At 40.9% G+C, this 20517-nt stretch carries 21 protein-coding genes and 1 riboswitch; of the genes, 6 read left to right on the top strand and 15 right to left on the bottom strand.

Annotated elements, in window-relative coordinates; genetic code table 11:
* Positions 1-6: 6 nt before the first annotated feature.
* A complete protein-coding gene (locus tag B5771_RS03450; protein WP_172408137.1) occupies positions 7-2742 on the bottom strand; it encodes a helicase C-terminal domain-containing protein in 2736 nt (911 codons plus the stop codon).
* Positions 2743-2894: 152 nt separating this feature from the next.
* On the opposite strand from B5771_RS03450, the gene B5771_RS03445 reads away from it, so the two are divergent.
* The 3 genes from B5771_RS03445 to B5771_RS03435 are packed head-to-tail and all read left to right on the top strand — an operon-like array spanning position 2895 to position 6294.
* The gene (locus B5771_RS03445; RefSeq protein ID WP_088186279.1) at positions 2895-3401 is read left to right on the top strand and encodes a hypothetical protein; all 507 of its coding nucleotides are present in this window, start codon (positions 2895-2897) and stop codon (positions 3399-3401) included.
* A 57-nt stretch (positions 3402-3458) separates the two neighbouring features.
* A complete protein-coding gene (gene pabB, locus B5771_RS03440) occupies positions 3459-5495 on the top strand; it encodes an aminodeoxychorismate synthase component I (RefSeq protein ID WP_088186278.1) in 2037 nt (678 codons plus the stop codon).
* A complete protein-coding gene (locus tag B5771_RS03435; RefSeq protein WP_088186277.1) occupies positions 5482-6294 on the top strand; it encodes an aminotransferase class IV in 813 nt (270 codons plus the stop codon). The genes pabB and B5771_RS03435 overlap by 14 nt, the downstream gene beginning before the upstream one ends.
* A gap of 9 nt (positions 6295-6303) precedes the next feature.
* On the opposite strand, the gene B5771_RS03430 is transcribed toward B5771_RS03435, so the two are convergent.
* Positions 6304-6567: an antibiotic biosynthesis monooxygenase gene (locus B5771_RS03430; protein ID WP_088186276.1), complete on the bottom strand. Its 264-nt coding sequence runs from the start codon at positions 6565-6567 to the stop codon at positions 6304-6306.
* Positions 6568-6806: 239 nt separating this feature from the next.
* Here B5771_RS03430 and B5771_RS03425 point away from each other — a divergent pair, with 239 nt between their 5' ends.
* On the top strand, positions 6807-7124 hold the full coding sequence (locus B5771_RS03425) for a hypothetical protein (RefSeq protein ID WP_088186275.1): 318 nt from the start codon (positions 6807-6809) through the stop codon (positions 7122-7124).
* Positions 7125-7168: 44 nt separating this feature from the next.
* Here the strand turns inward: B5771_RS03425 and B5771_RS03420 are convergent, their stop codons facing one another.
* The 5 genes from B5771_RS03420 to B5771_RS03400 all read right to left on the bottom strand — a co-directional run bounded on the left by B5771_RS03420 (position 7169) and on the right by B5771_RS03400 (position 10298).
* Positions 7169-7609: a DUF2383 domain-containing protein gene (locus B5771_RS03420; RefSeq protein ID WP_088186274.1), complete on the bottom strand. Its 441-nt coding sequence runs from the start codon at positions 7607-7609 to the stop codon at positions 7169-7171.
* A gap of 57 nt (positions 7610-7666) precedes the next feature.
* Positions 7667-7951, bottom strand: coding sequence for an EscU/YscU/HrcU family type III secretion system export apparatus switch protein (locus B5771_RS03415; RefSeq protein ID WP_088186273.1), 285 nt, complete (start codon positions 7949-7951; stop codon positions 7667-7669).
* Positions 7948-9039: a hypothetical protein gene (locus B5771_RS03410; RefSeq protein ID WP_088186272.1), complete on the bottom strand. Its 1092-nt coding sequence runs from the start codon at positions 9037-9039 to the stop codon at positions 7948-7950. Before B5771_RS03410 ends, B5771_RS03415 begins: the two co-directional genes overlap by 4 nt.
* 191 nt (positions 9040-9230) lie before the next feature.
* Positions 9231-9713 carry a metallophosphoesterase family protein gene (locus tag B5771_RS03405; protein WP_088186271.1) on the bottom strand — a complete coding sequence of 161 codons (483 nt, stop codon included), beginning with the start codon at positions 9711-9713 and terminating at the stop codon, positions 9231-9233.
* A gap of 213 nt (positions 9714-9926) precedes the next feature.
* Positions 9927-10298, bottom strand: a complete 372-nt coding sequence (locus tag B5771_RS03400; RefSeq protein ID WP_047808261.1) for a hypothetical protein — start codon at positions 10296-10298, stop codon at positions 9927-9929.
* Between the two features lie 114 nt (positions 10299-10412).
* Here B5771_RS03400 and B5771_RS03395 point away from each other — a divergent pair, with 114 nt between their 5' ends.
* Positions 10413-10856, top strand: coding sequence for a DMT family transporter (locus B5771_RS03395; protein ID WP_088186270.1), 444 nt, complete (start codon positions 10413-10415; stop codon positions 10854-10856).
* A gap of 5 nt (positions 10857-10861) precedes the next feature.
* Here the strand turns inward: B5771_RS03395 and B5771_RS03390 are convergent, their stop codons facing one another.
* Complete coding sequence (locus tag B5771_RS03390; RefSeq protein WP_088186269.1) at positions 10862-11386, bottom strand: hypothetical protein; 525 nt, start codon at positions 11384-11386, stop codon at positions 10862-10864.
* Positions 11387-11570: 184 nt separating this feature from the next.
* Between B5771_RS03390 and uvrC the strand changes: the two genes are divergently transcribed.
* Positions 11571-13307, top strand: a complete 1737-nt coding sequence (gene uvrC / locus B5771_RS03385; protein WP_242966720.1) for an excinuclease ABC subunit UvrC — start codon at positions 11571-11573, stop codon at positions 13305-13307.
* Positions 13308-13541: 234 nt separating this feature from the next.
* On the opposite strand, the gene B5771_RS03380 is transcribed toward uvrC, so the two are convergent.
* From B5771_RS03380 to pepF, 7 genes are all read right to left on the bottom strand, one after another.
* Positions 13542-14258, bottom strand: coding sequence for a C40 family peptidase (locus B5771_RS03380; RefSeq protein ID WP_242966717.1), 717 nt, complete (start codon positions 14256-14258; stop codon positions 13542-13544).
* Positions 14259-14261: 3 nt separating this feature from the next.
* Positions 14262-14397, bottom strand: a riboswitch (cyclic di-AMP (ydaO/yuaA leader).
* 954 nt (positions 14398-15351) lie between these two features.
* A complete protein-coding gene (locus B5771_RS03375; RefSeq protein ID WP_088186266.1) occupies positions 15352-16719 on the bottom strand; it encodes a PFL family protein in 1368 nt (455 codons plus the stop codon).
* A gap of 44 nt (positions 16720-16763) precedes the next feature.
* Entirely contained in the window at positions 16764-17057 is a 294-nt protein-coding gene (locus B5771_RS03370; protein WP_088186265.1) for an ACT domain-containing protein, read from the bottom strand.
* A 154-nt stretch (positions 17058-17211) separates the two neighbouring features.
* Positions 17212-17538, bottom strand: a complete 327-nt coding sequence (locus B5771_RS03365; RefSeq protein ID WP_083995806.1) for an iron-sulfur cluster assembly accessory protein — start codon at positions 17536-17538, stop codon at positions 17212-17214.
* Between the two features lie 106 nt (positions 17539-17644).
* On the bottom strand, positions 17645-17881 hold the full coding sequence (locus B5771_RS03360) for a hypothetical protein (RefSeq protein ID WP_088186264.1): 237 nt from the start codon (positions 17879-17881) through the stop codon (positions 17645-17647).
* 55 nt (positions 17882-17936) lie between these two features.
* A complete protein-coding gene (locus tag B5771_RS03355; protein WP_088186263.1) occupies positions 17937-18533 on the bottom strand; it encodes an HD domain-containing protein in 597 nt (198 codons plus the stop codon).
* Positions 18534-18612: 79 nt separating this feature from the next.
* A complete protein-coding gene (pepF, locus tag B5771_RS03350; protein ID WP_088186262.1) occupies positions 18613-20415 on the bottom strand; it encodes an oligoendopeptidase F in 1803 nt (600 codons plus the stop codon).
* Positions 20416-20517 lie beyond the last annotated feature (102 nt).

Here is a 20517-nt window from a genome sequence, read left to right as displayed (position 1 = left end):
TCTCGGTTAAATACCCAAAAGCCATTCGTCAATTTTCTCGTAAAGCAGATTGCCATCTCCTCTAAAATGAGTCTTAACGGGTAAAGAGTTCAAAAAATATTTACCATAATATTTATTTATCACACGATCATCTAGCAATATTACGAACCCTCGATCTTCTTTGGACCGTATTAAACGCCCAAACCCTTGCTTGAAGCGGATCACTGCCTCTGGGAGAAGTAGTTCGCGAAAAGGATCCCGGCCCTGGGCTTTTAAGAATTCCGACCGTGCTTCGATTAAGGGCAGCGAAGGAGGCCAGAAAGGCAATTTAACTAAAATTACGCAGGATAAAGTCTCTCCCGGAATATCAATTCCCTCCCAGAAACTATTAGCACCCAATAAGACACTTTTAGAGTTTCTTTTAAACGTTTCCAGTAAAGTTGTCCGTTCACCGTGAACTCCCTGTGCTAAAGTGTCAATTTCAATTCTTTTTAATCGCGGTTGTAGCACTTTATACGTTTCTTGGAGCAATTTATGAGCTGTGAACAAGACTAAGGTACGGCCCTGCATTCGTTTAACAACTTCAAGAATTATCTCCGAGAGATTTGCAAGTTTTTCTTGATCAGAAACCTGGGACGTCGAAGAATTTTTGAGTATATAAAAATTCATTTGTTTATCGAAATCGAAAGGGGAATCGACGGCAGCGGTTTTTGTCCTTAATGATAAGCCAATATCTTGTAAAAAATGAGTAAAAGAATTGGCAATGCTTAAGGTAGCTGATGTTAAAATGACTGTCTCAAGACGATCAAATATTTTTTCCTTGAGAATTTCATCCACTCTAATAGGGGAGGTTTTTAAATAAAGCCTTGAACTGCGTTCTAGCCAGGTCACTTGTTCCGGATTATGGACATTTATTGCCAAAGCCAGGGTTTCTTGAATTTCTTGCAGCTCCCTTAAATGAGTGGCGATTACGTATTTCAATTCTTCAATTTCATCGGACTCTTCACCGCTTAAGATACTCGTAAGATTTTGAAATACGGTCGCCAAGGATTTAATTCGTCCTGACAAATTTTCAATTTGAATTAAAAGCAGTTTCCACCACGAAAGGTTTGTATGGTTAGGGACAAACCGGAAAGTGCGGTTGGGTCCTAAAATATCTTCAAACAATTGGAATAATTCTTGGGCTTGTTCTGTAATTCTAAGGCTTAACTCGGGGATATTATCCAAATGTTTTTCAAAGCTGTCCCAAGCCACAATAGGTACTCTTTCGGTAAGTGACAACCAACGTTGTTTCATAGATCCGTAAAAACTTGGACCTGACTTACGGAAGATAGCCTCCGTCGTCCGAAAAATCGACTCCTGACTTAGCTCAGAACCCAAGTTTTGCAGGGCAGTTTGATAAATTTGATGAGCCTCGTCAATAACTAATTGATGATATTCCGGTAAAACATTATAGTCAGTCTTTAGATCGGAAAATAACAAAGAATGATTGACGATCAACACATCAGCTTCTTCGGCCTTTTTTCGTGCCCGAAGCAAAAAACAAACTCCCGCTTTAGAACATTTGCTTGGGTTGCACATTTCATGATCCGCATTTAGAGTCGGCCAGAGGGCAATCAGCCCCGGTACCTTAGCAAGTTCCTGAATATCCCCTGTCAGCGTTTCTCGCAGCCATACCAGCGTACTCAATATTGCTAATTTTTGATCCCGCCCTTTGATTTCACTTGGATTGCTCAGACAACTGAGCCATTTCTTAAGGCAGCAATAATTTCCTTTTCCTTTTAATACTGAGCTTCGAAAGGAAAAAGGCAGAACTTTTTCTAACACGGGAATATCCTTTTTCTGAAGCTGTTCCTGCAGAGGTATTGTATGAGTCGCTATGACAACTTTACGACCTGTTTTTCTTGCAAACCATAAACTGGGAAGCAAATAAGCGAAGGACTTTCCCGTTCCGGTACCAGCTTCAACAACGACATGATGAACTGAAGAGAACCCTTCCGCAATAAGTCTTGCCATTTTCATTTGCCCAAGGCGACATTCATAACCGGGCAAGGATTGTTCAAGTATTCCATTCTGGGAGAAGCACTCTATAACCCAATTCATTGAATCCGGTATCTTCTGATTATGACCTTGATTTTGGGAAAATAATCCTTCAGATATGGGAGCCAGAACCAGATCAGTCTGAATCCGGCGATCAGAGAATCGAGTTGTAATCTCTCGCCTTAAATCATCGAAAAAGCCCTTCCCTGGCCATCCTTCTATAAAATATTGTGCTTGATCAAAGAAACTCAGATCATATTCCCGACCTTTTTCCCTGCAAGCCTCGAAAAGTTTCCACGTTAAAAAAGCCTTCCTCTCAGCCGAAAAAGAGTTCAGTTCCTCTTCTTGGGCAAGCCGAAGTATTTCCGCCAAATAGAGCAACCGATAATCCTGCAGGGTCGGAAAAAAAATCCGGGCCAAATCGAGGGTGTCCCAGTAAACTTGTTCAAAATATACGTTTAAGGTCCTTTCTAAATTCCGCAAGCCAAGCGTTCCCTGATGACCCACTAAAACCGTATCTGCAAAAAATTCTATAATTTCTTGGCGGCGCTTAGACAATGAAGCTATACCAAAGGGACCTTCTTCAACCGATTGTCCAAATAACAACGATTTCTGAACACGTCCATCATGAATTCGAAGAGCCGCAAACTCATGAATTTCTTCGGTTATGTCCTCCTGAAACGCCGTCTCTATATGAAAAACAACGATGTCGTAATGCACCATTCTTGACTCCTCTCTTGAGCCATTGTACCCAATCTTTCCTTAGGAAGCAATGAAAAAGCAGGATTTGAAGTTTAGGCATCGAATATACACTATTGAAAATTGAAAAAGACGATGAATGTAAACAATCTTGTTTAAGGAAGAAGGCTAATCCATTGTTGTGGAGACGAAAATTTTCGGCATTGGCACTGAGCATAATTGTTTTATTCTCAATACTATTCCTGAGCGGTTGCTCTGAAAAACCTTATTTGACCCAAGACGGCTCCTACGTTATTCTGACAGTTTCTCCCTCTGGAATGACCCAATCAGAAGTCATTCAATTACCTTGGAACGCAAATATGGCAGTTATGCAAAAATTACTTGAAGAATGCTCTTTTGTTTTAAGTGATTTACATACCCCCAGCCCCCAAGAATTGGCAAAATCCGATCCAACGACAACAATTAGTTTACAAGCCACTTATCCCAAACCAAAGCGAATGTCTTTTGTCGTGGATAAGCACCCTGTTAGCTTAGATGTCGAATCTCTCCAGATTGAGGTTGAGGGAGCTAATGTAGGCCGTGTAACCATTAATCGTACACTTGTCCTCCAAGGAATTAATAATCCTAACCTCCAGCCGGCCTTTGAAGACCTAGAAAAAATGCTCCATAATCAGAACAGTTAAGTATATTCATAGATATTCCGGAACCACGCTAAGGCAAATCTTTAAGGGGAATATGCCATGATATTTATGCTGGACAACTTCGATTCTTTCACCTACAACCTTTATCAATACTTTGGTGAGCTAGGAGAAAAGATTGTAGTTAAGCGCCAAGATACCTGCACTTTAGCAGAAATTGAAGTATTAAATCCCGACCTTATTGTGATCTCTCCCGGTCCTTGTACTCCCTCTGAATCCCCATTTTCCTTAACCCTTATTGATTATTTCAAAGAAAAAATCCCCATTTTAGGTGTGTGCCTTGGGCATCAAGCTATTGGGCAGTTTTTTGGCGGGAAAGTAGTAAGGGCTAAACAGCCAATTCATGGTAAAACAGATTATATTCATCATGACGGCAGAGGCTTATTTTCTGGCTTGCCTAATCCTTTAGAGGTAACCCGTTACCATTCCTTGATTATTGAACGATCTTCACTTCCGGAAGAATTGACCATTAGTGCGGAAACTAAAGATGGGGAAATTATGGGACTCCGTCATATATCTTTTCCTATCGAAGGAATTCAATTTCATCCTGAAGCGATCCTTACCCAAGCAGGCCGCCAACTTTTGCGAAATGCCCTGGAAAACGCTTTGAGGTGGAAACCCTTACATCAACCTTCCGAATGGACAATTAAACCTTTTGCCTGTCAGTTCCCTCCTCATATCATGTTTCAAGCACTCAGAAACGAGCCCTCTCCCTTTTTTCTTGACAGCGGTGACGATTACCAAAAACTTGGCTGCCATTCTTTTCTGGGTGCAGCCCCTTTTTTAGAAGCAACTGCCTATCCTGAAAAACTCGAAATTACCTGGCCCAACGGATTGCCAAAAACAAAAACAGTAACCCCGGCATTATCGCCTGGCAGTTTTGACTTTCTCGACAATACCATCCGTAAATATCATGTTTCAAATTCACCCTTTCCCTTTTCCGGAGGCGCAGTAGGCTTTATCAGCTATGATCTGAAAGACGAAATCGAACATCTTCCGCATCTCTCGATCAATGACTTGGAGCTGCCCCTTTGGCGATTCGCCTGGTACGATGGAGTTATCGTCTACGATCATTCCCAAAAAAACTATTGGTTGGTCGCCTGCGGGATTGATAAGGATGGAATTTGCCGGCATGACTTAGCAGAGGCTCGTATTCGGTATTTAGAACACCTTTTAAATTCTTATACCCCTTCAATATCGGGGCCTCTGGAATCTCCAGCGATGAACCCCAAAAATTTATCTAAAATAAAGCCAACAGTCACTAAAGAAAACTATCTCCGGGATTTGAAACACGTTATTGAATATATTTATGCTGGAGATATCTACCAAGCCAACCTGACCCAGCGTTTTTCTCTGTCTTGGTCCGGGGATCCTTGGTCATTATATTCCGAACTACATCTGCAAAACCCTGCACCATTTGCGGCTTTTCTATACTACTCTGACTTTCAAATCCTTTGCAGTTCCCCTGAGCGCTTTATACGCATTACAAAGAACGGCCAAATCGAAACTCGCCCCATTAAGGGAACACGGCCGCGAAGCGAATCACCTCTTGAGGATGAAGCTCAGGCCCAATCCCTGCTGTCAAGTCAGAAAGACCGTGCCGAATTGACCATGATCATTGATCTGGAACGTAACGACTTGGGACGAATCTGCCAATTCGGCAGTGTGAAAGTAACTAACCTGATAACTCTGGAAAAATATCCGACCGTTTGGCATCTCGTTTCGGCCATAACAGGACAACTCAAAAAAGGCCTCCAGCCTAGTGAGATTCTTCAAGCAATTTTCCCCGGAGGCTCGATTACTGGAGCTCCGAAAATACGAGCTATGGAAATTATCGATGAATTGGAACCCAATCAGCGAGGGATTTACACTGGAAGTATTGGATATATTGGTTTTGATGGCGCTTGGGACCTTAATATCGTTATTCGCACAATCCTTTTGAAAAACGGCAAGGCCTATATTCATGCCGGCGGCGGGATTGTTGCCGATTCTATACCTGCCGATGAATACCAAGAGACCCTTGATAAAGCAAAAGCCCTGTTCAGGGTTTTGAAAGGACAACTACATGATTCCCACTAATGTTATTTCTTGTCAAGATCGGTTATTCTTATTTGGTTATGGGCTATTCGAAACCCTTCTCATCACGGAATCAGGCCCCCTTTTTTCAGACCTGCACTGGAATCGTATGCAAGAAGGGGCTTCATTTCTTAACCTTAAGTTTCTTGATCAAGGAGAATGGACAAAATCAATACAGGAATTTATCCGTCATAATCCCGCCTCTTTCCCTTTTGCCCTGCGCATAACCCTTAGCGGCGGATCACCCGGGACTGATCTTCCAGCACAACTTTTCTTTAATGTAAGACCCCTGCCCTATAGACCAGAACAATATCTTAGAGGAATAAAGCTCCACCTTTTATCTGCTCCGCGTAACGAACATTCTCCTTTAACAGCCATAAAATCTACGAACTATTTAGAAAACTTGTTGGCTAAAGAAACCGCTTTGCGCTGTGGTGCTGATGAGGGCATATGGCTCAACACCAAGGGATACCTTACTGAAGGAACCATGAGCAATTTATTCTTTATCAAAAAGAATAAACTTTTCACCCCATCGCTGGCAAGCGGATGTTTACCTGGTACACGGCGTCATATAATTTTAAAGTTGGCTGAAATCCTCAATATCCCAACAGAAGAAGGTTTATTTACAGTTGAAGAACTCTTAGCGTCTGACGAAATATTCGTAACAAATGCTCTGATGGGGCTGATGCCTGTCTGCTGCGTGAATGATGTATCATTTACTGTATCACCGCCAGCTGCTGCAAATTCCCTTCTACGACGACTGGAATTAGCTTATAACAAAAAGATGTCAGGTTATCCCTGACATCTTTTTTTAATATTTCTCTTCGATAACTTCAAATATTTGTGGCGTTGAGGACTTAAAAGCATTGTTTTCTCCAACTGTGCCGGCCCAATTTTCGAAGGCGCGGCGGTCTTCCCATTTAGAGAAGAGCATAATTTCCGAGGTGTCTTGCTGTTGATTTACTGAAGCAAATTTGAAACCATCGACGTTTTCGCAAGTACGTATTCCGGTTCTAACTTGTCCTAACAAACGATCAAGATCTGGACCATCAAAGGTATGAATTACAGTAAGCATTTACTATACCTCCAACATTAAACTTCTATTTCCCGGATTAGCTTACCCGGAACTAACGTCCTGCATACTTAATTCCATGAACCTTCAAGCCGGCATTAGCATACTTTGTAATGCATAGTCTTAAATCAACGAGAAGAATTTCTTAGTTTTGAGCTTTGACGTGTAAATATTTCGAATTTCATGCTATACTTAATTTAGTAAAAGGCTCAACTGGAAGTGCACAAAGGGGGATTAAATAGATGAAGCTTACTTATGTACGTACAGATTTCCCTAATGGCCGTTCACACATATTAATGCGTGATTCCGAATCGCCAAATCCTGAACTTGTACATTTTTTGCTTGTTCTAAGTAACAAAGGTACTGTATGGGTCGATGTTTTCTGGCCTTATGATGAAGAATCTGAAGGATTTACCCGAAGAATTTCGGAACAGCAGTTTTGGCAAACTTTCCGCGAATGGAGATTACAGGGAATTAAACTTGGCGACAATGGCAGGGTCGCGGATATGTTAGCTCGTAAACAGCTATTAACTAAAAAAAGTCGGGAAAAAGACGCCTAAAAAATCTAAAAAGCGGTTGCAACCGCTTTTTTTATTGCTCTGTTTTACTGATAGAAAAAGCCTTCTTTAAGCTTTTGCAATTGTTTTAAATGATCATGCTCGTCAGCAAATATTGGTTCTAGTAATTCTTTATCGGCGCCGCATAAATTTCGTTCTGAATATTGAACTGCTCGGGCTAGCCCTTTGTCCTCACCGGAATAAAGGTGGTCCAGCATTTGTTCAGACTTTACCTTTCCCAAGTTACGTATTCGATTTTTCCAGGTTTCGATATTCCCTGCCAGTCCAACACCTTCTCGGACTTTTCCTCCGTTCATTTGAATATAATAGGCCAGCCTTGTAGCGTGATTTTTATGATCCGTAAGAATACTTGTTAGATGGTTTCTGAGCGGTCCATCAGAAAGCACATCAACACATGATTGATATTCTTCGATTGCCATATGTTCGCCTGCCAAAATTGAATTTAATACTTCGAAGGATCTATCCATAATTCAAACCTCCTATCTTTACAATAGTTTGTTTCATAGCCTTCAAAATATGTGATATCAGGATGAAATCCTCGACTGTTTAGCCTTTTCCAAGCGATAAACTAAGGCCAATAACTCAGCAACAGCACGATAAAGCTGCGGCGGTATTTCTTTAGTTAGTTCAATTTGAATTAATGCCTCGACTAGGGCTTCGTTTTTCTGGATTAATATTCCTTCTGCCTCAGCGACTTCAATCATTTTACGTGCTAGCTCACCTCGTCCCTTGGCCACGACACGCGGTGCTCCCGTCTGATCGTACCGTAAGGCAGCAGCGATTTCGGATTTTTTATTCTTAATAGTCATCCTGCAACATCAACTCCATGTCTTCTATGTCCGAGAAGAAAGTCTTTAAACTCCGAATTATGTTCCAAATCCTCTATGTCAACCTTCGAAAGCAGAAATCCCAGCTTTGTAAACTGGGCTTTTGTTTCCGGCAAAACCTCTGCAACTAATTCTGGGAGTTCCGGATCACTTGATAGAATATCGAGAGTCAAAGAATCTTGACTAAAATAGGCATCGACACCTATAAGACCCAACGTTTCAGTTTCCATTTGAATTGCGATACGGCAATGATTTTCATCCATTTTCGTTCCTTTTCGAGCACTTTCGATTCCAATTTTTACGGGTATACAGCGCTCCTGGTTCATTAGAGGAAGATGAAGCAATACATACCCATTATTCAACGTACCCGTTTTAAGCCATAATTGCTGTCCGGTTATTGCATCTAAAAGGTCAGTAAGGGACTTCTCGGAATGGTCTTCCTCCGTTTGGTCATTAATCTCCTTAAGAAGGGCATACTTCAAAGTATTTTTTAACTGTTCTTTTTCCTGCTCTCTAGCTCTGGGATCGAGTTTAAGCATTTGCCAAAATCGTTGTTCATAATCGATTCCCAACTTTCGCAGGCAATCAATAATTTTCTCTGCGCCATTATTTTCTATGAGAGTTTCCCATTTAGGGAAAGATTTTTTAATTATATCCAGAAATTCTTGGGAAAAAAGCCCCTGCAGGTTATCCAATAAAGGAACTCCGCTGTTAAAAGTCGTGAAATTTCTTATAAGGTTAACAAGATCTTGCCTCAACGGCATTCCCCTTTCTGTCAACTCCATAAATTCCTGGGAATTGACAGGAATGTCCTGAGGATTTTCCAGGTAAGGCTCTCTTAGTAAAAGGCAGACTCCATCTTCCTCATCTCCGACATTCACCCAAAATTTATCCCCTACTTCAGCAGAAGTCTCAAGTATTGCCCGCAGGGCTTGCCCTTTAACACGGATAATTCCATAATTCTCTTCATCTTTCTGAAGAACTTCCACCAAAATGCGTTCCCCAGGCTGCCCTACCTTTAATTTCTGTTTCTCCATCGACTGTATGGCAGACAAAGGATTTATCTCCATCTTCTCCACCCCTTAAGGTCAATATGGTTTCCTTTTTCTACTTGTTAAAACAGCTTAGGATAATTCCTAAGCTGTTTGTTAATTCCCAAACATATAGTCTCTTTCTAACGTCTTGCAGCATCTTAAGTTTAGAAACGCTTAGACCACGATCTTAAAAATCGTTGATTTTTAAAGGACTAAGATACTTGATTTTAAAAATAAATATGTTTCGCATTAATACTGCCCTCTTGTAATACCATCCAGCCAAAAGAATATTGAGGTTCACGCCGTTTATCCGTTGGTGAACCGGGATTAAACATAAGTACCCCCTGATGCCACTTCAGAGCAGGTGTATGGCTATGCCCAAAAACGACAATATCAACGGGATTTGACACAAAAGCATTATAAGCACGTTCCATGGTTGTTTGGCCTTTACCTTGGTGTCCATGTATTATGCCAATTTTCAAAGAACCACACTCAACCCATTCTTGACTAGGAAGATTTACATCCCAATCATCACAATTCCCGCATACTGCTTTAACAGGAGCTAGGAGAGAGAGTTCGTTAAGGACTTCCTTGTGAACTAAATCTCCGGCATGAATAATAAGATCCGCCTCCTCTAAATGCTCCCAAACAAAACGTGGTAATGTTTTCCCTAATCTTAAATGGGTATCAGATAAAACAGCGATTTTCATCGAATTTACCTCATTTATCCAATTTTTAAGATTCCCACCTCTTTAAGTGGGGGTGGGTCCCTCACTATTTTCACATTTATATATAAACCTTGAATTCACTTTATAAGAGATAAATCTTTCTTTATGTTGATACATTATAACATAATTCTCGAATTTGGAGAAAAGCTAAGAGTAAGAAAGGATTGCAAGGTTTTCCCTGCAACCCTTCAGGAATCAATGAAAATAGTTTAAAGAATGACGTTGTCTTTTAATGGCTTTCCTAACTTCATTGGCAACGCGCCAGGTCTCTGGCAGATGAGGCGTGATTAACTCTAATTTTCCGGATCGTTTGTCTATTAAAATATCAACAGTTGGTTTTCGTCCTTGTTCTTTCTCTCCTGGGTGCAAAATATCAATTCCTATTTTATGTTCATCATATTGAGGAGGAACAAGATAATTCAAAACCTCTTCAGTTGCATCCATTAACTCGACAACTTGATCTTGTGGGTATCCTTCTCGTAAGAGAATATCCCGTACTTGAGTTAGAGGATGGTCAAGGGTCAATAACATCTGGGCGCGTTGAATCAAATTATAATCGATATCCATGACGCACCTCCACTTTATTTTGATATCTTCATTTTTCCCTTAACCCATGTAATGAATACTGATTAGATGTTTACGAATCTGGCGATATCTTACAGTCATATTAAGGAGGTAACAATGTTAAAATTTCTATCATTGCCTTTTGTTATAGCCGGAATTTCAGGAATTACTATGGCTGTCCAAGGCACATTAAATTCGTTATTAAGCGAAAAAACCTCTTTATTATCTGCGACCTTTATCGTTCATATTATTGGAACAGTTATTGCGCTGTTAGCTCTTTTGGTCTGCAAAATACCAATTTATAATCATAATTGGGGATCAATTCCTTGGTTTCTTTACCTTGGAGGCTTATTAAGTGTCCTTATAGTTGGACTTGTTGCGGTCAGCATTCCTAAAATCGGTGTCTGCAATGCTACGACAGCTATTATTATTGGACAGGTGAGCACAGCAGTTCTGATCGATCATTTTGGATGGTTTGGCATTCAGCGATTTCCCTGGAATCCATGGCAGTTTCTAGGCATTGTTTTATTTGCGGCAGGTGCAAAACTTCTTTTCAGATGATCAGCTTAAGTATTAGTACGTGCACCAATGATACCCAAGTTCTTGATTATGGAATAGATTTCATCGCTTATGACAAATTTCCGAATTTGCCCGTTGGAAGCAAGAATAACCGAGGTTTTTCCCGTTGTTTTTTGATCACTTTCAATTAGTCTAGACAAAAAAGCATAGGCATCACTGCTTACAGGAAGTTGATTAAATTCTCCATCAGCAACAAATATTATCCAATACCCCGAGGTAATCTCACTTCTGCCATTATGAAGGTCATTCGCGAGATTAGAAAAATCTTGACCTAATACGTTTTGCGAATTCGCAGCAGAACTATAACTTTTATTTGCAGTGCTATTTAAGGTGTAATTGTCATTAAGAGTACTGGTTTGAGTGACGGGGTCTGATAAACGAGTATAAATATCTTTGAAAAAATTAGGAAAGAGTACATACCCTACTACTCCTATGATAAGAACCCAAAGGGCCAAGGCCTGTAAATCCTGCCATAACTCACTACGCGGCGGTCTTCCCCAGGTATTTGGCATAACCTCTCCCCCATTTATCATAATTGTATATACTTACAGCATATATACGTTTGAAAATGTGCAGATATGAACGGAGCACTTGCATCTTGCTTACCCGAGTCCTAAAATAGGAGCAGAGGTGGTAAAAGTGGATCTGCTTCGACAAAAACTGAGCTTGTTGCCTCCCAAACCGGGTGTCTACCTTATGAAAGACGATCGGGGACAAATTATTTATGTCGGTAAAGCAAAGCAATTAAAAAATAGAGTTAAATCTTACTTTACTGGGTCTCATGATGGGAAAACAGCTCGTCTAGTGAGCCATATCATAGATTTCGAATATATATTAACGGATTCAGAAGTCGAAGCCCTCGTGTTGGAATGCAATTTGATAAAAAAATATAATCCCAAGTATAATATCCTTTTACGTGACGATAAAACTTACCCTTATTTAATGATCACCCATGAAAGACACCCGCGTATTATGGTCACACGTCAAATTAAAAAGGGCACTGGGAAATATTTTGGACCTTATCCTAATGCCACAGCGGCACAAGAAGCCGCCCGACTGCTAAACCGGCTTTTTCCGTTTCGAAAATGCCGGCAAATCCCAACCCGTTCTTGTCTATACTTTCACCTGGATCAATGCCTGGCACCTTGTATTCGCGATGTTTCGCCTAATGACTATGAAGAAATTTCCAAGAATGCATCAACATTTCTTAATGGCGACCAAAGTGAAGTTTTGAATCTCCTAGGCGCTAAAATGCAAACAGCAGCAGAATCTCTCCAATTCGAAAGGGCAAAAGAATATCGAGATCTCATCGAGGATTTAAAGCGACTTGGAGAAAAACAAAATATAACCCTCAATGATTTTGTTGACAGAGATGTTATCGGCTATGCCAAAACCACAGATCAATTATGTATTCAGGTCTTTTATCTGCGACAAGGCAAATTGCTGGCAAGGGATAATTTTATTTTCCCTTATTATGATGATCCTGAAGAAGCATTTATTTCTTTTATTGCTCAATTCTACCTGGAGCGTAAAATCTGGCCTAAGGAAATTTTAATTCCTTCTTTAGAATCGCAGGCCTTATTGAGTTTGTTTCCTATTACTATTCCCCAAAAAGGGAAAAAAAGAGATTTAGTTCTGATGGCCATGTCAAATGCTCAAACAACGCTCCACGATCAAATTACTCTTGAAATACGCCAACAGTCGGACAATACCCAAGCTCTAACAACTCTTGGAGAACTTCTAAAGATACCCTCTCCGCACAGAATTGAGGCATTTGATATATCCAATACAGCTGGAACCCATTCTGTTGCCGGTATGGTTCAATTTATTGACGGTAAACCTCAACGTAAGGGGTATCGCAAATATAAAATACAACCTATGGAGATATCAGATGATACAGCCTCTATGAGTCAGGTTATACGCCGCCGCTACCATCGTCTTGTTTCCGAAAATGAACCTTTGCCTGACTTAATACTTGTTGACGGAGGCAAAGGCCAAATTAATGCAGCCTTAAAAGAATTAGAGGACCTTGGACTCACGATTCCTGTGGCAGGTATGGTAAAAAATGATCGCCATCAAACGAATGAACTTATGGATTGGGAGGGAAACCCCATCGCTTTAGCGAGAAATCATCCAACGTTTTTATTATTGGGGCGAATTCAAAATGAAGTTCATCGATTTGCGATTACGTTTCATCGTCAACAGCGCACAAAGAATATGACATTGTCTGCTCTTGACGGAATAACAGGAATAGGCCCTAAACGCAAACAGCATCTTTTGCAGCATTTTTCTTCCCTTGCTGAAATTCAACAGGCATCCGTGGAAGAACTTCAGTCTACAGGACTCCCCGAAAGTATTGCCCTCTCTATTTTTGATTACTTCCACCCAGCAGATGAACACAACCCTTTACAGGAGGAGAAATCTATTCCATGATTTTAAATTACAGAGTAGAATTATGCCGAAAATGTTACTACAAGCGCACACATCAATGTAACATATCTGATAACTATATAAGCAATACTAATTCATCTTTAACAGAATCAAGAACAAAATCAAGCGGCGAATGTCTTCAATATAGGCCCGTCCCGTGGATTCCCCGTTGTTAGATTGGGCATAAAAACAACAGCGATCTCTCGCTGTTGTTTTTATGAATCCTTAATAACGTGTCTAATTGATTCGACGGGCACCCAAATAACGGCTTGCGTAATAGTTATCACTCAGACTTGTAACCCGAATCCCTTTATTCGAAGCATGAACAAAGCGTCCTCCTCCAATATAAATACCCACGTGAGATGCTCCTGAAGCGTAGGTGGAGAAAAATACTAAGTCACCTGCCTGTAGCTGCCCTCGACTGATACCGGTTCCAGTTCTAAATTGCTCTGCGGCAGTTCTCGGCAATGAAGTGTTCGAGGCTCGATAGACATATTGAGTAAACCCTGAACAATCAAAGCCGTTTCGACTTGTCCCCCCAAAACGATAGGGAACACCCTGCAGGCTTAGAGCATTATTGATTAATTGAGAGGTAACCGAACGCGATACTTGTTTTTGGGACGCAGCAGCGACTTGAATAGCTTTTGATCGTTCCGCTGGCACCGGGACAACTCTTGATTGCAGTTTATCAGCCGATTTTGTTACGTTATTTGGTGTACTTGAAGCCGATAAAACGGGTGTTGAATCGTTACTATCCTGAGATGAGGTCAGGGAAGCAGTGCGCCACTGCAACTGTGTGCGAACGATGTTAGTATAGGGTCCAGTCGGAATGGAAATCAAAGTTGTCTTGGCTGCAATTTTACCCGCCGCCGGAACTGACAAACTGCCAGCCAACATTAAACCTGCCAGGACTGTGCTTCCTAACCACATCCGTCCAGATGAGGAAATTAGCAATGAGAGTCCACCTTTCATTTGCTTACGAGGTTAGTTGACGGATTCGGGCTAAAGGTGTAAGCCCTACACGAGAAATCGTGATTCACCCCAAGAAAATCCCCCGCTCCTAACATAAGTTCGGATTCAGCATTTTATATTAGTCTATTTGCCTATATTAGGCTATTCGCCAGTATGTCTAAAAATCCCTGCAATAATTCATGGAATTATTATCCACTATCAGACTCCATGCCGCTAGGCAGCACCACTGATGGATAAAAATTGTGTCCATACTGTTTCTATGACTGGCGAAGACAGGTCGAGATAGTAGGACAAATAAAAACCGCCTCTCAATTTGAGAGACGGACTTTATTTGGACAATAGGAGGCTAAAGAGTCAATATTGAGGCTTAGGTCAAGTAGGTTTTCCCACTAAGTTCCTTCGGTTTCCCTAAAGGCGATTTCTCCTTTTCCCCAGCCTGGGATGTCGCCATCACCAGAACTTGATCACCACTTAGTCCTCACTTCAATCCTCTTTAGTTAACGTTCTAGAAGTTTCCTTAACACTCCTAGACAATCTAGCCTCTTTTGCAGAAAAGCATTTCCGGCAGTTTGAAAAGCATCGGCCAACACCCTCCAAACCTCTTAAAGCCTTCCCAACTTTTCCACCTCAAGGCAGGCTACACTGCACTAAGTTCCTTCCTAATGCAGGTTCTACCCTAAGCCATAGCTATAAAAGCCACGCACTTAGGCCTCCACGGAAAAGGGTAGCGCCCGCATGCCATTGCGGATCCCCCTCATTCCTTAACTCCCAGCAACAGCCCTCGACTGGGCGTCGAAAGCCACCACCAGGAACTTCATCGGTATGCCCTCGGCGGATTATTAGGCCCGCCTTCGATTGCCAATCGTGCACTAGAATAACGCTCCATAGCCCAAAGCAAAATTAATTGTTGTGATTACATTGCCTATTTTACCTGATTATCATAACTTTGTAAAAAACCTTTTTGCCATTTATACCGTCGCTTGATAAAGTAAAAAGATAATTAAAGATTCTTTTGTCATCTAATCTAAGTTTTTCTGACAAAATCAGTTATTTACACACCAAAAAGGCAAAACTATCAGTTGGATAAACTTGTAATTGGGGCAGGTATTCTGCCGCCGCGATTAATAAAGGTTTTTGAGGAAAATGGATGAACATTCATGACCGGAGCTCCACCCAATAGCCCTCCAAATTCCACACGTTCCCCAGCTTTTTTACCAATGGCAGGAATAATTCTGACAGCAGTTGTTTTTTTATTAATCATCCCAATGGCAGCTTCATCAGCGATAATTGCCGAGATAGTTTCAGAACTCACATCCCCTGGCACGGCAATCATATCTAATCCAACAGAACAGACACAGGTCATGGCTTCTAGTTTATCCAGATCCAGAGCCCCAACCTCCACAGCTTTAACCATTCCAGCGTCCTCTGAGACAGGGATAAATGCGCCGCTTAAGCCTCCCACATGAGATGAAGCCATAGCGCCGCCTTTTTTAACCGCATCATTTAACATGGCTAAAGCAGCCGTCGTTCCATGCGTTCCACAACGTTCAAGGCCCATATTTTCCAAAATCTCTGCCACACTATCCCCAATAGCTGGTGTTGGAGCCAAGGACAAATCAACAATTCCAAAGGGAACTTGTAAAGCTTTCGATGCTGCTCGACCAATCAGTTCGCCCATTCGTGTAATTTTAAAAGCAGTCTGTTTAATAAGATTGGAGAGTTCCCCAAAATCTGCATCAGGAAATTCCTTAACAACTTTTGCCACAACGCCCGGACCGCTTACCCCAACATTGATCACGCAATCTGGTTCGCCAACACCGTGAAATGCCCCTGCCATGAAAGGATTATCTTCCGGAGCATTACAGAAGACAACAAGTTTGGCTGCACCAATTCCATCTTGAGCAGAAGTTTTTTGAGCGCAATTTAAGATAACTTCTCCCATTCGTTTGACTGCATCCATATTTATTCCGGCTTTAGTCGTTCCGATATTAACCGAAGAACATACAAAATTTGTTTCACTCAAAGCCTGAGGAATAGCATCAATTAAAGCTAAGTCTCCCTCTGTAAATCCCTTCTGCACTAGAGCAGAAAACCCACCAATGAAATTTATTCCCAACGTCTTGGCAGCTCGATCCAAGGCCTTGGCAATTCTCACCATTCCTTCCGAGGATAAATGAGCTGCCGCGATAGCTATGGGTGTAACTGAAACACGTTTGTTGATTATGGGAATTCCATAACGAGATGAAATTTGTTCTCCCACCGTCACTAAGCGACTTGCTTTTTTAGTAACCTTATCATATATTTTTCGTTCTAAACTATTTATATCCTCTGTCACACAATCCAACAAACTAATTCCCATCGTAATAGTTCTAATATCAAGATTTTCTTCATGAATCATCTTGATAGTTTGTTGAATTTCTTCACGAGCAAATGTAATCGTCATAAACGATTTCCCTCCACAATTACCTTCTTTAAAATTCTTTTGTGCTAAATGCGATGCATATAGGTAAATATATCCTCGTGCTGAACTTTTACTTGTAACCCTTTATTGAGTCCCTCTTGTTCAAGACTATTGGCTAATTCAACTAATTCCAACGTTGCCGATTTTAAATCGACTACCATGATCATTGTAAAAAATTCCTTAAGGATTGTCTGACTAATATCTAAAATATTCACGTTATATTCAGCAAGTTTCGTTGCAACCCAAGCGATGATACCAATCTGATCCCTGCCGATAACCGTAATTATGGCACGTCCAGACTCTTCGCGAATCATTGTCATAAGTGTTTTCCTCCCTCTATTACTTTAATAGGCTTTCCGGACAGACTTACATAATTATTTTAGCGTAACAATCGTTCATCAATTTCCAAGATAAATGCCGAGAACCGATTATGCTAAAAGAGAGCCCCCGAGAGCTCTCTTTGAAAAACACATATCAGGAACAACCGCCGCCGCAGCTTCCACAACCGTCACTGCTAGGGTTGGCTGTGCGGATTTCGAATCCTCCGCCTTGCTTAGAATCAATGAAATCAATTGTAGCACCCTCTAAATAAGAGGAAAGTTTCTTGTCGGTGAGTATTGATACGCCGTAACCTTCATCAAGTATGTCATCTGTTGTCTTTGACTCATCCAGAGTCATGCCGAAATTCGGCCCACCTCAACCAACACCTGCTAAATAAAGTCTAAGAAATGCATTTTCTTTATTTTGACTTTTAAGCACTTCTTTAACTTTTTGAGCTGCGAGTTCTGTAATCTCTACCATAAATCTCACTCCTTTTTTTCTCGCTAGTCCTAAATATACCATATTTTTAGCGTTTGACCAAGGGAAATTAAAATAAAACCGAAAGGCATAAGATACAATCGAAAACCTAGACTTCTTCCCCGCTTCCGGACGCACGAAAATCCTTTAAAAATTGTCGTACTTCGACTTCCAAGCTTTCTGGAAGGTCCTGCGTAATAGCTTGCCAATGTTTTACTTCAAAGTTTAATTTCTGGGCCCAATCTCCTTCAGGCCAAGAAATAAACGTTTTTTGTTCTGACAACGTGTAAGTTTTTAGAACAGCTATAAACCCTATGAGAAGTAAAACACGCCAAAACCAACGCATTCAAACCAATCCTTCCAAATAAGCTAATATACATAGCTTACCCAAAAGGAATAATTTAAATCATTTCTTCATGTAATTTATGCCAGAATTCTTCCATATAGGAAAATAACGGCTTGAAATAATTTAGAGCCGACTTGGTAAACAAATGCTCATGGTAACTTCGAATTTTCTCTTGATAGAAGGATTCACAGGAATTTTCCCCCACAAGGGGCCAACCTTGTACTCCACCTAAAGTAAATAGGCGGCCCAAACCAATGGCACCTACAAAATCCAATTTATCCGCATCATATAATATTTTTGCCTCAAGGGTTTTGGGCTCATACCCCTCTTCGCGAGAATGTGCAATAATTGCTTCTTTTACCCTTATAATAACAGTCTCAGGATATCCTGCTTTGTGAAGAATGTTATCTGCAAGTCCTGCGCTGCTTTGGGCGTGGGTTTTTTCTACAGCACCTGATCTTCCAATATCATGTAATAGAGCCGCAAGTTCTATAACTATTACATCTGCGCCTTCTGCTAGAGCCAACTTTTTCCCCCACTCTCTGACCCTTAAAGCATGGTCTAAGTCATGGGCCCGATCTTTGCGCGCATAGAAACCTTTGGCAATTTGGACAACCTGTTCAAAATTTCCTTGACTTGTTAGAAAATCCATGTTGTCCACCCCCATTCAGCGTTCAATACCCCTAGCGTGTACTATTGCCATTAATATTACTCCTCAAAATCTTGCGTTGTCAAGTAAGGAGACCCTCTAAACGACCAATGAGTTCTTCAAAAACTAAAAGGGCTTCGCGAACCGGTTGCGGCGTCTCCATATCAACACCGGCTTTTCGCAGCAATTCTATGGGATAGTCTGAACTGCCGCTGCTTAAAAACTTAAGATACTTAGCTACAGCTGGTTCGCCTTCCTTTAAAATTGCTCGTGCGAAGGCTATAGCTGCCGAAAAACCAGTAGCGTATTTATAGACGTAAAAGGAATTATAGAAATGGGGAATGCGAGCCCACTCAAGGGCAATTTCCTCGTCTAATATTATATCTTCTCCATAATAAGCCGCATTTAAGTCGCGATAAATTTCAGAAAACTGATCTGCAGTCAAAGCTCCACCTTCTTCGACAATTGCATGGGTCTTCTTTTCAAATTCGGCGAACATTGTTTGTCGGAAAATTGTACCTCTGAATTGCTCAAGATAATGGTTTACTAAATAGGCAAGAGTTTTGGTATCTTTAGTTTCATCCAGAAGATGCTCCATCACGAGAGCCTCATTCAACGTTGAGGCCACTTCAGCAACAAATATTTTATAACCTGCATAAAGATGAGGTTGAGTATGATTAGATAAATAGGTATGCAGCGAATGACCCATTTCGTGAGCTATGGTAAACATAGAATCAAGAGTATCCTGATGATTCAATAAAACATAGGGATGAGAACGATAAGTGCCCCAAGAATAGGCCCCACTCGTCTTACCTTCATTCTCATATACATCAATCCACCGATTGTCAAATCCCTCTTGCAAAACCTTGAGATAATCTGCTCCCAAAGGTTTTAAACCTTTAAGAACCATTGATTTAGCCTCATCATAGGAAATCTTCATCGTTGTTTCAGGTACAATAGGAACATAAATATCGTACATATGTAATTCTGTGAGATTCAAGGCTTTCTTACGCAGTCGAATATATTTATGCATTTGGGGAAGAAAATCATGAACAGTATCAATTAGAGAATCATAGACCTTTAAGGGAACACGATCATCGTCTAAAGATGCCTCTATTGCTGAATGATAATTGCGCGCTTTGGCAAAAAATACATCAGACTTGATGTTGGAATTTAGAGTTGCTGCCCAAGTATTACGCTGCTTGCCGTAGGTTTTATAGAGAGTTTCAAAAGCAGCTTTACGCACGTTTCTCTTTGAACTCTCCATAAAATGAATGAAATTTCCTTTCGTCAACTCGACCATTTGACTTGCTTCATCTTCAATTGCCGGAAATTTCAGATCTGCATTATTAGCCATTGTAAAAATTGCACCCGGCGCTTCGGCTAATTCGCCGACTCCAGCCAATAATTTCTCTTCACTTGAACTAAGAATATGGTCTTTCTTACGCAGAATATCTTCAAGAGCATGATGATAGAGTTTTAACGTTTCAGATTCGGCCCGAAATTCATTCAGTCTTCCCTCGGGCATTGCTAACAATTCAGGAACAACAAAAGCAGCTGCACTGCTTACCTTTACTGCAAGAGCTCCTGCACGGTCCGTCATTGCTTGATAATTTGCCTGACGATTATCCTCATCCCTGCGCATTCGGGCATATGAGTAAACTTCTTCAATTCGTAAACTGAGGTCATCCATCCAATCAAAACAAGAAACTAAAACACTCGAAGAATCTCCGAGGTGACCTTCGAATTTTTTACCTTCATCTAAAAGCCTTTCGATATTGGCATACTCCTGTTCCCATAAGTCATTCGTCCTGAATATATCTTCCAGTCGCCATTTTGAGGTCTCAGGAAGTTCATCTCTGAGCTTAAGTCGTCGCTGTTCCACAAAATTCCCTCCTTGATGTTCGTCACACTTATTATATACATACCCAACAAAAATACCATTTTCCTAATTAAGTTTATGTGAAAGGTCTTAACCACTTCTTAA

Source organism: Desulfosporosinus sp. FKA, assembly GCF_002196785.1.
GTDB classification, from domain to species: domain Bacteria; phylum Bacillota; class Desulfitobacteriia; order Desulfitobacteriales; family Desulfitobacteriaceae; genus Desulfosporosinus; species Desulfosporosinus acididurans.
The sequence above is the reverse complement of the archived record's forward strand: the minus strand, read 5'-3'. Positions and strand labels throughout refer to the sequence as shown.